A 16931-nucleotide genomic window follows, 5' to 3' on the forward strand; every position below is an offset into this window, starting at 1 on the left:
CTATTTTTCAAAAAATGAGGCAACCAATTCATCGGAGACTTGGTCTAATGTTTTATATTTATAATTTGGATTACGATCTTTATCAATTAGCACGGAGCGGACACCTTCGAAAAAGTCGTCATGTTCCATGAATCGACTGGCAATGATTAAATCGATTGCAAGGCATTCTGCAAAGGATTTTCCCTCTCCTTTAATCAGTTGTTCTAGTGTGACTTTTAAGGAAACTGGTGATTTTTGAAGTAAGTCTTCCCTAGCTCCCACGGCGCAATCGCTAGACTCTGTTTCCAGCGATTGGATAATCTCTTCCACGGTATTAAATTGGAAATGTTTATCGATTGCCGGCTGTAATCTCTCGAGATTCCCGTATTCTTTCGGAGCTGACGCATGTTCCGATAACAGGGATTCTACTTTTTTCCTTACATCACCTGCATGCCACTCTACTTCTTTTAATTTTTCCAGCACGCCTACCAACTGCTCAGTCTGTATATGGTAATCAGCAGCCTCCATATATAAAACATCCGCAGCACCGAATGTTTTTGAGGTTAATGCGGCGTATCGACCGGTATATCCGGGAGCTTTATTCAAAAAGTAAGCTGCTCCAACATCAGGGAAGAACCCGATATTCATTTCTGGCATCGCCCATTTTGTTTTTTCTGTGACGATCTTATAATCGGCACCATATGTTAGGCCAACACCCCCGCCCATTACAATACCATCTAGATTCGCGATAATTGGTTTTGGATAATCATCAATAAATTGATCGGTTTCATACTCTAAATCGAAAAATGCAATAGCCTCTTGCTTTTTAGCGTCTGAATCTTTTGCTGCATACAGTGTTTTAATATCTCCACCGGCACAGAAGGCACGGTCGCCTGCAGCATCAAAAAGGATTACTTGAACATCATCATCATCTTTCCAAGCAGTGAGTGCTTCATGCACTTTCTTTAACATCACATCATTTAGTGAATTTAAAGCTTTTGGGCGATTTAACGTAATCGTTGCCAAGCCATTTTTCCCCTTTGTAACAAGAACTTCTTCCATTCGTATCTTTCTCCTTTCACCCTTGATTATAAAACATTATTGATGTTTAAAATCTGGCTTACGTTTTTCAACAAATGCAGTAATTCCCTCTTTTGCATCATCTGTTAAAAATAGTTCCGCAAATTTTACGCGCTCACGCTCCAGGCCGTGTTCCAGTGCTTCATCTGCACCTTGCACAACACATTCAAGCGCGCGCTTCACACTTGTCATGCTTTTTCCAGCAACTAGTGAATTAGCAAGTGTGAGTGCTGTATCCATTAGTTCATCACCTTTCACAGCTGCTTGAACGAGACCTATTTCGGCTGCCTCTTTTCCTTTTACTTGTTTACTAGATAAAATCATCTCAAGTGCTGTAGGCATATCAACCAATTTGCGAAGACGCTGGGTACCTCCAAATGCTGGAATAAGTCCGAGATTCAATTCAGGTAGACCTAAAACTGCATCCTCAGCTGCTAGGCGTAAATGACATGCCATGGATAATTCCAATCCACCACCAAGTGCAGCACCATTAATCGCTGCGATAACTGGCTTTTTCATTTGTTCGATTTCATCACATAATGCTTGACCAGCCTCTGCCATAGCAAAAGCAGCGTCATAATCACCAAAAGCTTCAGTAAATTCCTTAATATCTGCCCCAGCAACGAAAAATCTACCAGCACCAGTGACAATAATGGCATGTGTATCAATGTCGTCTTTCAATATTTGAAATGCTTCTCTTAGTTCTGTGATTGTTTGCGAAGATAATGTATTTGCTGGTGGATGATTAATTTCCACAATAGATACATAATCTTCTCTTTTGATTGTAATCGTTTGCAATTCCATTTTTAATAAATCCCCCCTAAAAAATATCCTAGCATTTTGGTGGAGACGGTGGGAGTCGAACCCACCATACTTCCTCACTCCCCACTCTTGCTAAAAAATTCTTTCCTAACTCTATCATAAATGATAGCTTAATAAATAGTCAATGAAATCAGACAACTAGTTTCAGAAAATAATGAAAAGGAGCGAAAAGTCGTATATGAATCTCCATTTCCGTGAAAAATCAGCGTCTCTGCTGAAACTAGAGATTATCATCCAGCGTTTATACAAAAAAGACCCTCGAATACCAGAAATAAAGGTAGATTTTGAAAGAGAAATGAAAGGATTTATCGGAGAACAAAAAATAGATTATTTCACAGATTTACTATAAAAAAGGTTCACTATTATAAAAGGAGTCACCCTAACGATAGCAGGCCGAAGATTTCAAAAGAAAAAGGACCGCCCTGGGACGGTCCTTTTGATTAATTTGTTTTTCTTCTTCTCAGGAGGAGCATGGTTGCGGTTCCGAGAACGAGAAGGGCAATACCAGCAATGATATAGTTATACATGTTTGTTGCTGTGCTTGGTAGTCCTGTCCCGGCTTTGTTTCTTCCATTTGTTTTGTTATTTGATAGCCATCCATTATCATTTGAATCGTCATCTTTTTCCTTTGGTTTTTCAATGATTGGGCCATTCCCATCATTATTTGTTCTATCTTTTCCGGGTTTACTTGGCTTTTCTAGATTTTTATCATTTTCAGGCTTTTCCCCATTCCCTGGTTTATTTCCATTTCCAGGTTGATTTCCACTACCTGGTTTTCCAGGCACTTCCGGTTTTCCAGGCACTTCCGGTTTTCCGTCACTACCCGGTTTTTCAGGCATTCCAGGTTTTCCGCCGTCTCCAGGGTTATTGTCTCCGCCCGGCTCTTTAGGGTTTTCATCATCACCCGGATCCACATCACCATCGTCACCACCTGCATCATCTCCAGGTTCTTCTGGTTCGATCACTTCACCATCTTTTGTCAGGAAAGACCAAATCGGGGAGTTTGTTTTTCCACCATAATTGTCTTCGGCTGTGGCATACCAGAAATAGGTTTCATTAGGCTCTAAGTCATTCCATACAACGGTTGCTGTTTCGCCGCTAGGTACGTTTTCTACTTTGCCAATTAATTTGTCAGTGTAGACATTTACTTCAATATAGTCTGTTTCTACTTTTTTCTCTTGTGGTGTTAAATCCCAATCAACAACAAAGGAATCTTTCCCAGGGTACAGTTCTGGATCATAATAATCCTTTTCATTCAGGTAAGGGGAATAGGCTGTCATATCCATTGTGTTCGTTTCTGGGTCAAATGTTAAAATCCGCAAGAAACCTTGTCCACCTTCAGGACCTGCTTGATAGTTTGCTAACATTTGATAAACGGTTCGGTCTGGTTTACCGTCACCATCATCATCAATTCTATCTTCTAGCTTTTGTGAATTATGATAATGCCCACCTAACACAGCATGTACATTTTCATTTGGCACAACAACTTCTTCAAAAATTTTATCTCCAATTGGACTGCGTGACCCACTTGCTAAAAGATATTCATGGAAGTTCAGGACGGCTTTTCTATTCGGATATTTTTCTAACACGTCATTCAACCAATCAATTCCATCCTCATCGACACCCCAGCCCATATATACCATGATAAAGTCATTTCCTTCTGCTGAGATTAAGTCATAATGGCCACGGTTATTCAGGTAAGATTCACCAAAATAGTCTCTATCAATATAGCGGTCTTCACCAAAATATTGATAGTAATTTTCATAGTCATTTCCTTTATGCCCGACATCATGGTTTCCAGCAAGAACACCGTATGGGATATTGGCATCATCTAAAATTTTCATGTTACTATCAGCAACTTCCCATTGTTTCGGATCATAATGTTTATCAACAAGGTCTCCTGTGTGGAAAACATATTTTAAATTTAAACCTTCTGCTGCATCAACAATCCAATTAACCTGATTTTCAAAAATATGCGGATAAGATTCGGAATAATATTGTGTGTCCGAGAACCAGACAAAAGAGAATTGTCCGTCTTTAACTGGTAAGTCTAACACATCGCGGTAATCCCCCGAATTATCAGTGTCATCACTTTTAATAGTTTGTAGTTCCTCGGCTACTGGATGACTCGAATCACGGGATACTTCAGAATCAGCTATGTCTGTAGCACCATCAGTATCATCCACACGATCTTTCGCAATTTCATCCTGAACAATCACACTAATATTTCTATCTTTCATATAGTCACCAGCAGTTACTTTTCCAATTAATTCAAATTCTTCTTCCCCGGCAATGGTCGAAATGAGTGCTTCCCATTTACTCGTTTTAACGTTCCATGCATACATCGTCACTTTTCGACCGGCTAAGGAAGAACCGTTCCAAACTATTTCGACAATGTCATCTGCTTGTACTTTTTCATCAACTGCTACATCAAAACGATGATACGGGAATTGGGTGATTGATTCTGTTGTGATGGCTTTTCCATCTTTCTTTATCAGCTTTTCACGTTCGCTGTCAGTCAACTTTTTCTCGCCTTCTGGTGTGAAATTTTGCGGTGGTTCTGTATCTGATGCGTGCATGGAAATCGACATGTCATCACTGTCTGCTTTATATTGGAATGCCTCATAGAAAGATACATCCATTTCATCACCAGTTGGGTCGGTTACCTTTACGGTTAAATTTGTTTCTGTAGCTTCTGCCTCATCTGGTGATGCGTCAGGGAGAAGCGGATGTTCTGCTTTTGTTTGAAATGTTACAGTTTTTGTTCTTGTATTTCCTGCTTCATCCATTGCTGTAAATACCACCTTATGCTCCCCAGCATCCAGTAGGGCAGAGCTTGTCTCAAATGGAAGAGAAATATAGTCCCCATTTAATTGTGCATTCGTCTCTGTTACATCACTTAATTCATCGGTAAATGCTGCATCAATTGTAAACTTGCCTTTATATGTTTCACCGTTGTTGATTGTTGGGTTGATTATTGGTGCTGTGTTATCAACCACGACATTTGCTGATACGGTTTCTTCATCTAAAACTGCTTTAATCTCATGTTCTCCATCTTTCAATAAAGTCGTATCTATTAGATAAGCATTTGCTTTAAATTGGTCTTCTTCCAATGTAAATGTGAAATCATATACACTAGACATGCCAGCACTGTCACCGATTGCGTATTCTTTTCCAGCATCCGGGTAGTCCGCATCACGAATCACCGTTCCATCTGCCAATACGAGACGAATATTTTTTAAATAAAAATCATCCCGGTTTTCCGTTGATTCTAAATCAAATGGGCTAACCTTTGTTCCTGAACGAACGGAAATCGTATTTTCCCCGACTTTCAAACGTTCAGGTTCAACTGGAACGGTTAGTGTTGTAAATTCATTTACCGTATCATCAAATATGTGCAAAATGTCATCACCCATTGTGACTCCATTTTTAAAATATAAATTTGTTTTACGGATATCAAAAGCAAAATATGCTTCTGTTTCTAATGCTTTTGTTTTATCTGTTAATTCTTTATCACCTATGAATAATTGAACATTGTCTGTTGCGTTATCTCCCGTTGCTTTGATAAGTCTTTCACCAGAAAGGATGTCCCCATCAGCTACATTCAAACGCAAACCTTCTAACACATGGTCATGAACAATTTTGATTTGTTGTGGTTCTGTTTTGACAGTACTTGTCCCATCGCTTGCAACAAAATAATATTCTAATTGATTTTTTCCAATTAATTCAGGTGCATAAATTTTTAAACGGTAGCGATGTTTTTTCTGTTCTTCTACATTTACTTTTTTAAAATTCTTTGTTTCATCTGTTCGATAAAAAATTGCTGCAGAAGTAACACGTTCGTTATCCGTAATTTTCGCTTCGATAATAACGGGTTCAGAGGAAGGAATTTCTTTTGATCCTGTCTTATCTTCAATGACTGGTTTTTCATGATCTTCTTTGAGTTGGACTTTTTCGGCTGGTACCTGAGCTTCCGTCACTGTTCCAGGAGTGGCATCCAACACTCCAGCACTAAATTTTACGGAATCAATTGTTCCATCAGCTGGATAACGGTAAAAAATTCCCTTGTCTTTAACGGTGTCATCCTCACGTTCATCTGTATTATAGGCCGATCTTGCAATTTCATGGCCTGATTTCGTTGCAACGATTAATGTTCGCTCGCTTCCATTGGCCATACCATTGTTAGACATGCGGAATAAATTTTTTCCTTCCACTAAATTAGTACCATAATTTTGATTAAAATCTGCACCTGATAAATGCCCGTTACCACCATTAATAATCCAGAAAACAATCGCTTCACCAGATGGAATAATGACATCAGTATCTGAAGTAGGTTCCCATAGAAGGTCACCCGATTTATCGGTATTTGGATAACGATAACGGATCACATATTCAGAAAAATTAATGTCTTGATTGGAGTTGTTATATACTTCGATAAACTCATAGCCATCTAAAGCATTGACATTTGAGCTGTCTGGCACAAGTTCAGTAATTAAAAGTTCTGGTAAATTTTGAAAATCAACTTGGTTTTCGGGCATCTCTAATTCAAATGTTTCACTCTTTGTTTCACCAGCCTGATTAGCTGCCGTAAAATAGTAATAGAGTGTGTCACCCCATATTTCTTTACGTGGAATCCTAACGGTGAAAATAGTAGGGTCATCTGTTTCCTCCATTTGAATTGTCTTTTCCTTTGCGTCATCACTCTGTTTCACATGTGCTTTTACACCGAGTAAATCTTCCTCTGATGTAACTTCTACAGATAATTCAATAACTTCTTCATCTGTTATTTTTGGTTGTTCATGTTTAATGACTGGTGCTTCACCTTCAGCATCTACTTGTACTGGTTCAGCTGGAACTTGTCCAGGTATGATTTCTGAAGGAGTTATCGTTTCACTAATTCCAACTTTTTTCATCATCTTCCCAGAAGTAGGGTAGGCATAAACAATCCCTTTATCTGCTGTGACATCTTGTTTTGTGTAGGTTGCTCCTGAAATTTCATTTTGATATTTATCTGCAAGAAGAATGGTTCGCTCACTACCATTGGCCATCCCGTCTGAATGAACAATCGCCACATCATCATCTGTTAATTGTAGTCCATAATGCTTATTAAAATCTTCCAATGTCAAATTTTTATTTCCTTCATTATGAATCCAAACGATAAAAGTATCTTGTGGTTCGACTGTCTTATCGTCTTTAATTTTCCAGGTGAAATCCGCTTTTCCATCTGGATAACGATAAATAATCTCGTAATCATTCATTTGAATGGGTTGATTGGTATTGTTATAGATTTCAATAAATTCATAAGCGTCTTTCTTATTTACATTCGCTGTGTCTGGTGTGATTTCTGTGATGAGTAGGGGAGGTATTTGATTATAATCTATGGTTTTATTATCTACAATATCTACCTCGATAACATCTGTAGAAACTTTTTCTCCTGCTTCATTTTCCGCGTGGATCGAATAATAAAACACTGGGGACCAAAATAGATGTTCGGTCATCTCTTTTCTTAATTTAAATTGATAAATGTCTGTATCTGCCTTACGTTGTAGAGGGATATTTTCTGTTTGCATTTGTTTACCAGTTTGATATTGAATCATTACTTTATTAGCATTTGGAACGCTTGCTTCTATTAATAGTTCCTCGTTTTTATTAATTTTTGTAATCGGCTCATGTTCAATACGTAGCTCTTCATCTTCTTCAATAGTTTCTTCATCCTTATCTAAATCATCCTCTATTTCATCTTCTTGATGTTCTTTCGTTTTTCCTTCCTTAGAAGCATCGTGTTTTTCATCATTTGAATTCGAAGTTTCGGATTCTTTCCCTTCCTCATCTGTTTCATTTTCGTCACCTTCCTCATTTGGATATTTTTCTTCTGAATCCGAGGACTTGTCCTCATTTCCTGTAACTTTTTGTTTCTCATCTGATTTTGGTTCTTCATCTTGCTCTTCTTCAGGTAATGAATGATTTTCGTCTGTCATATCAGGCTGCTTTGTTTTTTTCTCATTTTTCTGATGAAATTCTGTTTTCTCTTTCGTTTGCTTTGTGTCCTGATTTTGCTTCTTATCTTTTGAAACCTCAAAAGTTGGCTGCTCTCCTTTTGGATATGTACTCTCTGCCAGTACAACCGTTGTTCCTGGCCATAATGTTGTTGCAAAAATCATTGTTGCAGAAACAGCCGCCACAAAAGAATGAACCTTTCCCTTTTTCATCTTCATCTATTCCCCTCCGATTTATTAATTCCAATCACCCCCAATTTTAGATGTTAACTGTTAAACAATAGTAAACATTCTGTAAATAGTATGTAAAGTTTGCATACGGGAACCGCACATCCCATGGCGTTGGGCACACATCCCCCAGCAACAACTGCACATCCCTCGAAAATGACAATTTTTTGTTAAAGCAGAAAATTTCCTCCTAACTGAAAGGAGATTTTTCTTTCCATTTTCCCTCATTAAAAATGGGGAAAAAAGAAGAAAAATATAAAAAAGACAAAACGGAAAACAATTAATGAAAATGATTCCAAAGGTCTATATTTTATAAAAAGTATAGGTATCAAATGTAGACGAAAGTATGCTCTTTTTGTGAAAAAATATGAAAAAAACGAGGAAATATTCTACCTAAATGAGACTTTTGAAAAGGCTTTGGATAGCTATTTCCTATGTATATTTCTAAGTTGTGCTATATTATTATATGTTGTAAAAATGATGTCGAAAGTAGAGGTATAAGATGGAACTGTTTTTGATTATCATTGTTTCTATCCTTATTTTATTCCTTGGATGGAGACAAAAGAAAAAGCACTATGAAAATATAAATTCTATTCCTATTCGAATAAATGTTAATGGGATTCGTGGAAAGTCTACTGTTACAAGATTAATTACTACGATGATTATAGAGAGTGGTTTGAAGACGGTCGGTAAAACTACTGGTACCGCTGCTAGAATGATTTATTGGAATAAAGAGGAAAGGCCGATTATTAGGCGCAGGGAAGGTCCGAATATAGGTGAGCAAAGGCTTATTGTTCAAGAAGCGGCTGATTTAGGTGCAGAAGCACTTGTTTCGGAGTGTATGGCTGTTAATCCTGACTATCAAATTACGTTTCAAGATCAATTGCTTCAAGCGAATATTGGCGTGATTGTGAATGTGCTTGAAGACCATATGGATGTGATGGGGCCTACTTTAGATGAGGTGGCGCAAGCATTTCTAGCGACAATCCCTTATAATGGAACATTGGTAACGATAGATGGGGAATACCTCAATTTATTTAAACGAGTTGCTAAAAAAAGGAATACGAAGGTTATTGTAGCAAAGCCTGAAGAAGTGGATGAAGCGTATTTGCGAAAATTTGATTATATGATTTTTCCGGACAATGTTGCACTCGCTTTAGGTGTAGCAGAGGCATTGGATATCCCAAAAGAAGATGCATTAGAGGGGATGCTACTTACGCCGCCAGACCCTGGTGCAATGAAAATTGCTACCTATGAATATGGTGGAAAGTATGCTCATTTTGTCAATGGTTTTGCTGCAAATGATCCTACTTCCACTCTTAGAATATGGGATAGAGTCCAGTATGTTGGTTATCCTTCCGAAAATTTAATCGTTATTATGAACTGCCGGGATGACCGAGTGGATAGAACGATACAATTTGCTAATGATGTATTGCCTTACATGTCAATTAGTACATTGATTCTTACAGGTAGCACGACAGCACCTATTGTAGAAAAATATAACAAAGACATGATTAAGGCAGACGAACTCCTGAATCTAGAAGATGAATCAATGGACCTTGTTTTAGAAGAACTACATAAAAGGTTAAATGGTCAAGTTATTTATGGAATCGGAAATATTCACGGATCAGGAGAACCGCTAATTCATCATTTAACAAATAGTAGTACAGAAAATTCGGAGGTAAAAAGTTAATGTTTGGGACAGATCTATATATAGCACTTGTATTAGGAGTCATCTTGAGTTTAATTTTTGCGGAGAAAACGGGAATTATACCTGCTGGACTAGTTGTTCCAGGCTATTTAGCACTCGTGTTTGATCAGCCAGTTTTTATGTTAGTTATTTTACTCATTAGTTTACTAACGTATATCATTGTTCAACACGGGATTATGCGATTTGTTATTTTATATGGTCGTCGGAAATTTTCTGCTATGTTAATAGTAGGGATTATGTTGAAACTCGTATTTGACTATTTTTATCCGGTCATCCCGTTTGAAATTCTTGAATTTAGGGGAATTGGTGTCATCGTACCAGGAATTATTGCAAACACGATTCAAAAACAAGGTGTGGTTGTGACACTATCTAGTACTATCGTATTAAGTGGTCTTACCTATGGATTATTAGCAGTCTATCATCTCGTTATTATTTGATGATTTAAATATTTTGATAGGATGAAGAAATGATGAAAGATAAATTAAATATGCAAGAACGCCTTTTGAAGTATGTAAAAAAAACGAAACCAAATACTACAAAACATGTTCTTATTCTACTAGTAATCACGGTTGGTTTATTAACAATAATGAGTGTGAGTGCTAGCTCTGAATCTAGTGAAAACACAATGGCAGATGCCCCGAGTGAGTTTACAGCAATCTTTACAGGGGATATCATGATGGGCCGTAATGTACAAAAGGTGATTGATCAAAAGGGATTGCCATTTATTTTTCAAGATGTAGAAAATAGATTAAAAGAAGCCGATTTTGTTACAGGTAACTTTGAAAATCCGGTTTTAGATTCTGAAAAGGACTTTGAAAAACAAGATAAGAACATCCATTTATTTGCAAAGTCAGATATATTGCCATCCCTTAAAGAACTTAATTTTACGGTGTTAAATTTAGCGAATAACCATGCGATGGATTATCAGCAAGAAGGGTTAATGCATACGTTAGAGGAATTTTCCAAAGTAGACATTGACTATGTTGGAGCAGGTATCAATCGAAAAGAAGCGACAGATATTCATTACAAGACAGTGAATGATGTAAAGATTGCTACACTTGGAATCTCTGATGTGTTTGTTGCCAATTCAGTAGCAACCAAAACAGAGGCAGGTATTGCTTCGGCAAGACCGAGTCGGTTCATACCGAGAATTGGAGATGCAAGTAGAAACGCTGATTTAACCATTGTTCATGTTCACTGGGGAGAAGAGTATGATACATTACCATCTGAGCGTCAGCGTGAACTAGCAAAGGCGATGGCAAATGCAGGTGCAGATATTATTATTGGCCACCACCCACATGTATTACAACCAGTTGAAATCATTGATGATACAGTGGTGTTCTATAGTTTAGGCAACTTTGTGTTTGATCAAGGTTGGTCGAATACAAGGGAGACTGCCCTAATCACGTTAAAAATGGACGAAGAAGGGATTGGAAGGTTTTTCATTGAACCAATGCTTATTAAAGAAGCATCTCCTCGTTTTTTAAATCAAATGGAATCCTATTATCAATCAAAAGTAAAAAAACGTCTCTTAAAGCACTCTAATATAGAATTACATGAGAAGGATGATTTATTTTACTTTGACCATCCTTTAGTTAGGAGAGATTAAATGAAGAAGAAGTTAACTGTTTTAGTTATCGTCATTATTGTGATCGTTTCTATTATTTTATTATGGAATTCTAATAAAAAAGATGATGATCAGCTAGAGAGTGGTGCTGTTCTAGAAAATAATGAAGAGTCTAATCAATTTGGTGTAAGTACATCCAATCCGCTTGCAAGCCAAGTGGGAGTGGAAGTTTTAGAAGAAGGCGGAAATGCAGTTGATGCTGCAATTGCTATTGCTTATACATTAGGTGTTGTTGAACCATATGGATCTGGTATCGGTGGCGGGGGAGGAATGATGATTAAATTCCCCGACGAGGATGAACCTATCTTTGTAGATTATAAAGAAATTAGTGATGGCGAAGATTTTGACGAAAATGTTCGTACAGGGATACCAGGCTTTGTAGCAGGTATGGATCATCTTCAGAAGCAATATGGAACAATGGACATGGAAACATTAATAGAGCCGGCCATTAAATATGCAAAAAAAGGATTCGAGATTGATTCTAGTCTAGCAGGTAGAATTGACCGAAATAAAGATTATATTATTCACACAGCACCACATTTTTACAAAAATGATGAAGGATTGAAAGAAGAAGATACCCTTGTTCAAAAGGAACTGGGGAAAACATTACAAGCCATTCAAAAAAACGGTGCAGACTACTTTTATAATGAAATTTTAAAAGATCGATTTAAATATGATGAAAAGATGGTGAAAGAAAGGCTTGTTGTGGAAAGAAAGCCAGCACATGGTGAAGTAAATGGAAAAAAGATATTTAGTGCAGCGCCACCATTTTCTGGTGTGACCCTAATCCAAATGTTAAAAATGCTAGAGTATGAAAATGTTCAACCATTAATAGGGTCTGAGAGTGAAAATATAGAACAATACCTCGAAATTGTTGACAAAGCTTATAATGATCGAAAATCAACTGTCGGAGACCCAACCGTACAATCGATTGATTATAATAAATTAACAACGGATGAATATATTCAAAAATTACTATCCAATTCGGTAAGTGTTTTTGATAATTATGAGGAAGAACCTGTCAGTACGACACATTTCTCTATCATTGATAAGGACGGGCTTGTCGTTTCAGCCACTAATACACTTAGCCAGTTCTGGGGTTCCGGAGAGTCTTATAAAGGATTCTTTTTAAATAATGGATTGGATAATTTTAACACGGTGAAAGGTTCTTTCAATGAATATAAACCATATAAGAAATCGCGTTCCTTCATAGCACCAACTATTATTATGGAAAAGGATTCTATTACGGCAATAGGTTCACCGGGTGGAAACCGAATCCCACAGATTCTCGCACAAGTTCTATTAGACTATCATGTGACAGAGGATTTAAGTGAGAGTGTACTCGTGCCAAGACTGATACTTAAAGATTCTATCATTGAATTTGAATCATATCCAGATAGTGTGTTGATAGATGCATTAGAGGAAGCAGGTTATACAACGCGTGTTGTCGATTCAGCCGCATACTATGGTGGAATAAATGCAATCGTAGACACAGGCGAAGAAATTATTGGAATATCTGATTTCCGAAGAGATAAAAAGATTAGTGAATAAAAATAGGAGAGATTAAATTGTTTAAAAAGATTGTTCCCTTTCTTTTTTATCCAATAGTCATTATTCTTTTTTTAGTTGTCATGTCTCATTTTAAACATATGGATGTTCTGTCGAATTCAGAAGCAGCTGAAATCGATCGGTTTCTAATGGTAGAAAATCGATTAAATAACAGTGCTAATACTCACGAAATGAAGGACAAATCTCTTCAACAGACAGCATCCCAAACAACAAGTGATTTGCCCAATGTCCATGTCAATGACAATGGAAAATATGTCCGCTATCTACAAACATTATTAAATATTCCAGAAGATGGTGTATATGGACAGGAGACATATGACAAGGTTGTTGAATTTCAGCTTACAAATGAATTAGATCCTGACGGTGTTGTTGATCAACAAACATGGAATAAACTACAAAAAGAATCTTAAAATAAATTAAAATGATACTCTTAAAAAGAGAAACCTTTAATCGAAAGGACTGTCTACTGGCGGTCCTTTCGATTATTTTTTTCTCTGCAATTTAATTTAAAACTACTCCACCTTAATCGAGAACACAATCATATATTACAATCTAATAAAATATTTTTAATAGGAATTAAAAGAGTACCACTTATTAGTATCTTTAAGTAAGTTCATATGGAAAATAAAGTAAATAGTAGAAACGAACTATATAAACTTGCTTTAATAGGCCTTTTTCCTCTTGTTGGAAATCTTGCAAATCGATACACTTTTATTAAATTAAAAATTACTTTTCATTTGTTAACAAATGAAAACCGGGTGAATATACAAGCTAGGATGGATATGAAGTAAGATTGCTTTTTCTAGTTCTGCGGAGATACTTTATAAATATTCTGACGGAATTACTTAAATTATATTATAATTAACGGAAAATACCCAATTTTAAATAAGGGAGTATATATGTAAAAAAGTATGGGGTGAAGATATGTTACCTTTAGCTAGTATTATTGCTCAAATAGGTGCTGCTGATCAGCAAATTGCTATGACTAAGTTAAAATTAGAGGAAAAAAAAGAAGAATTAAGACGCTTGAAAGCAGCTCGTACAGAGTTAGCAACGGTTAAGAGTGATTTTCTTAGTAAAAAAAGAATATGTTTAGAGCCAAATTTTACATCAAAAACATTCCACGGCGAAAATTCCAATACATACGATGACTTCAGAGAAGGTGAATTAGAGGTTAGCTTCGAGACGATTCCAAACGACCAAGTAACTACAGTAGATGCTAGAATGATGAGAAAGGCGATTGCAATCGAAAAGGAAATTGAGAATTACAGAACTATCTTAACAGCTCAAGAGGCTAATCGGATAACTTTATTGGCAATGAGAAGCGAGGTGAGTAAATAATTATGATAACAAGCGGTGGTGGTGGAAGTGAAATTAAATATGACACTTCTACGGTTAAACAGGTGACATCTGAAATGCGCTCTTCTGTTCAATCATTGGATGCAACATTCGGAACGGTTATAGAAGGGTCGATTAAACTAGATATGGTGGAGTCGCTAAATGAAATCAAAGAACGATATGATGAATTATTTGCTAAATATGAAACATTATTCATAAATAATGTCCAAGCAACAGATAAATCGGTGGATGAAATGGAACGTACAGATCAAGTAGTAGCAAGAGGTGTGTAACAATAGACGAGGAAATCCTTTAACTAAGTAGGAGGTGCTTTCATTGAAAGTATTAGATGTTAATGTTTTACAATCGGGAATGGATGATACGATAACAGATATTGATAATCTACAAGGTCGAATTTCTGCCCTTCAGCGAGCAGTCCGTGATTTTGCAGGATTAGATGATGCGTTAAGTGGAAAGGGTGGTGAAGCAATCCGGGCATTTTATGATGATTGCCACCAGCCCTTTCTTATTTTCTTACACCAATCGCTAATCGACTATCAAAATACACTGACAGAGTTAAAAGAAGCGGTGGAAACATTTGAACCAGATGAAAATGGATATGTTAGCCAAGAGTTTCTAGAAAACGATGTAAAAAATGGTCTGGATGAAGTGAAGACAACGGCGATCGACCTCACATCCGAGGCAAATAGTATCATTGGTAGTGTCCAAGACATCGTTTCCATTGAAAAAATCGATGAATCCGAAGTCGTAGATAATGTTCAACGTGGGAAGGATAAAGCAGACCATATTGTGGATGAGTTAAATATCTTAGACGAATACGGTGTTTCCCAGCTTGAACAGACGAAACAAGACTTAGATACGATGTTGTCTTATTTGACAGAGATTGAATCGAAATTCCAGAGCGGGGATTTGTCGATTCGAAATTTCGATGTAAAGGCAATCCAAGGACTTGAATCCTTTCAAACGATTCAAGACAGTATTTATAACAAGAATCAGGAAACGATATCGGGATTGTATGGTGATGATATTGAAAAAATGCCGATGTCTGAGATTGAGAAGATGCAAGCCAGTATATTGAGTGAGTTAAGTGAGGATGGAAAAGCTACTTTAAATCATGCATTTAATGCATTAGAAAATGGTGAGATTAATCGTAAACAGTATCAGGATATTGTTTTAGGTCTACAAAGATTTGAAAGGGATATTGAAGAGGGAAACCTTGATGCGTCAGTTGATCCAGCATTTTTTGAGTATTTTAGGAACAACTATAAGAATATTGGAATCAATGCTTATGCCGACATTATTAGTAGTTATGTAAAGGAAGCAGGCAAGAATAGTGTTGAAGTTGGCAAACATGGTATTAGAATAGGTGATTTAATAAAGGAATTCCCTGTTGGCAAAAACTTTTTCACTAAAACAGGAGATATTATTAAGCGTGGTGGAGATTTTATTGTACTTACCGGACGAAATATCCAAGGAGCGGGTCTAGCACTAGGTGTAGGCTCAATAATTGGAGGATATGGGCTAGGAATGTATCATGATTTAAAAAAGAAGGATAAGTCTGTAGGAGAAGCCATTGCTCATAATACAGCTTCACTAGGTGTGGGTTTAGGTACTAATACCTTAGCAATGGCTGCCTTTGGAACAAATCCAGGTGGTTGGGCTATACTAGGGGGAATAGCTGTTGGAACTATATTAACTACAACTTTTAATTATTGGTATGAAATAAATCTCTTTGATCTTCAAGATGGATTAGATTGGGTTGGTGGAAAAATTGATGAAACCTGGAAAAAAACAAAAGAAGTAATAAGTAATGTTGGAGAAGCAATATCTGGTGGGATAGATGCAATAAATCCAATGAATTGGGCGTGGTGATTGAATTGGAATGTGAAGCAGAGCATGTTTTTAAAAATATAAGATATAAAATCATACGTGTTAAAGACGATTATTATATTCTTGATATGGATCAATCTATTTGGACTATTATTTTTCCATTTTTATTCTGGTTTATCCCACATACTGTTTATAAGATTAATAGGAATACGTTTGAAGAGTTAAAAATGCCGTTAAAATATCAGGGTGGTAGAGGTGGATTCATTTTATTGGGAACAGGTATATCATTGATTCTAGCGCAATTCATACAACCGCTGTTAAACGGTATTATGTTCCAGGCATCTATGTTTGTAAATGTTTTTATCATAATATTTTCCTTGATATTATGTATTTTCTACAGAATCCGAGTACATCATACACGACATAAAAAAATGAATGAAGTGATTGCAATGAAAAAGCTGGAACAAGAAGTAATAAAGATTAGACCGAAATTATTGAAACATTATGTCATGCTGATATTCTTTTTCTTGTTTACTTTGGCATTTATAATACCTTCAATGATTTCATTTATACAAATGGGTCATATTATACCAATGCTCGGTTTTATAGCAGCTACAGCAATGTTTTTTATTTTAAATACAATGGCTATTTTCCCAGGACCCGCGAAAGTAAAATTTGTTATGAATAAAACGGAGATAAATGCAGTGAAGTAATTTTAAATGCTCTATAC

Annotated in this window: 13 protein-coding genes; 10 read left to right on the forward strand and 3 right to left on the reverse strand. The window is 36.5% G+C overall.

What is annotated here, in order from left to right:
• Entirely contained in the window at positions 1-1041 is a 1041-nt protein-coding gene (locus FHP05_RS04840; protein ID WP_147666112.1) for an enoyl-CoA hydratase/isomerase family protein, read from the reverse strand.
• A gap of 36 nt (positions 1042-1077) precedes the next feature.
• The gene (locus FHP05_RS04845; protein ID WP_147666113.1) at positions 1078-1863 is read right to left on the reverse strand and encodes an enoyl-CoA hydratase-related protein; all 786 of its coding nucleotides are present in this window, start codon (positions 1861-1863) and stop codon (positions 1078-1080) included.
• Positions 1864-2059: 196 nt separating this feature from the next.
• Here FHP05_RS04845 and FHP05_RS15260 point away from each other — a divergent pair, with 196 nt between their 5' ends.
• Positions 2060-2230 carry a hypothetical protein gene (locus tag FHP05_RS15260; RefSeq protein ID WP_191126237.1) on the forward strand — a complete coding sequence of 57 codons (171 nt, stop codon included), beginning with the start codon at positions 2060-2062 and terminating at the stop codon, positions 2228-2230.
• A 91-nt stretch (positions 2231-2321) separates the two neighbouring features.
• Here the strand turns inward: FHP05_RS15260 and FHP05_RS04850 are convergent, their stop codons facing one another.
• The gene (locus tag FHP05_RS04850; protein ID WP_147666114.1) at positions 2322-8096 is read right to left on the reverse strand and encodes a lamin tail domain-containing protein; all 5775 of its coding nucleotides are present in this window, start codon (positions 8094-8096) and stop codon (positions 2322-2324) included.
• Between the two features lie 517 nt (positions 8097-8613).
• On the opposite strand from FHP05_RS04850, the gene pgsB reads away from it, so the two are divergent.
• From pgsB to FHP05_RS04895, 9 genes are all read left to right on the forward strand, one after another.
• Positions 8614-9798 (forward strand): poly-gamma-glutamate synthase PgsB, encoded by a 1185-nt coding sequence (pgsB, locus tag FHP05_RS04855; protein ID WP_330998077.1) that lies wholly within the window; start codon positions 8614-8616, stop codon positions 9796-9798.
• Positions 9798-10253 (forward strand): poly-gamma-glutamate biosynthesis protein PgsC, encoded by a 456-nt coding sequence (gene pgsC, locus FHP05_RS04860; RefSeq protein WP_147666116.1) that lies wholly within the window; start codon positions 9798-9800, stop codon positions 10251-10253. The genes pgsB and pgsC overlap by 1 nt, the downstream gene beginning before the upstream one ends.
• A gap of 32 nt (positions 10254-10285) precedes the next feature.
• Positions 10286-11425 (forward strand): CapA family protein, encoded by a 1140-nt coding sequence (locus FHP05_RS04865; RefSeq protein WP_147666117.1) that lies wholly within the window; start codon positions 10286-10288, stop codon positions 11423-11425.
• On the forward strand, positions 11426-12994 hold the full coding sequence (locus FHP05_RS04870; protein WP_147666118.1) for a gamma-glutamyltransferase: 1569 nt from the start codon (positions 11426-11428) through the stop codon (positions 12992-12994). It begins immediately after the preceding gene.
• A gap of 17 nt (positions 12995-13011) precedes the next feature.
• Positions 13012-13422 carry a peptidoglycan-binding domain-containing protein gene (locus FHP05_RS04875; RefSeq protein ID WP_147666119.1) on the forward strand — a complete coding sequence of 137 codons (411 nt, stop codon included), beginning with the start codon at positions 13012-13014 and terminating at the stop codon, positions 13420-13422.
• A gap of 514 nt (positions 13423-13936) precedes the next feature.
• Positions 13937-14353, forward strand: coding sequence for a YwqH-like family protein (locus FHP05_RS04880; protein ID WP_147666120.1), 417 nt, complete (start codon positions 13937-13939; stop codon positions 14351-14353).
• A 2-nt stretch (positions 14354-14355) separates the two neighbouring features.
• Positions 14356-14643: a YwqI/YxiC family protein gene (locus tag FHP05_RS04885; protein WP_147666121.1), complete on the forward strand. Its 288-nt coding sequence runs from the start codon at positions 14356-14358 to the stop codon at positions 14641-14643.
• A 43-nt stretch (positions 14644-14686) separates the two neighbouring features.
• Complete coding sequence (locus FHP05_RS04890; RefSeq protein ID WP_147666122.1) at positions 14687-16243, forward strand: ribonuclease YeeF family protein; 1557 nt, start codon at positions 14687-14689, stop codon at positions 16241-16243.
• The gene (locus FHP05_RS04895) at positions 16240-16914 is read left to right on the forward strand and encodes a DUF443 family protein (RefSeq protein ID WP_191126238.1); all 675 of its coding nucleotides are present in this window, start codon (positions 16240-16242) and stop codon (positions 16912-16914) included. Before FHP05_RS04890 ends, FHP05_RS04895 begins: the two co-directional genes overlap by 4 nt.
• Positions 16915-16931 lie beyond the last annotated feature (17 nt).

The organism is Cerasibacillus terrae, assembly GCF_008039555.1.
Lineage (GTDB): Bacteria > Bacillota > Bacilli > Bacillales > Amphibacillaceae > Cerasibacillus > Cerasibacillus terrae.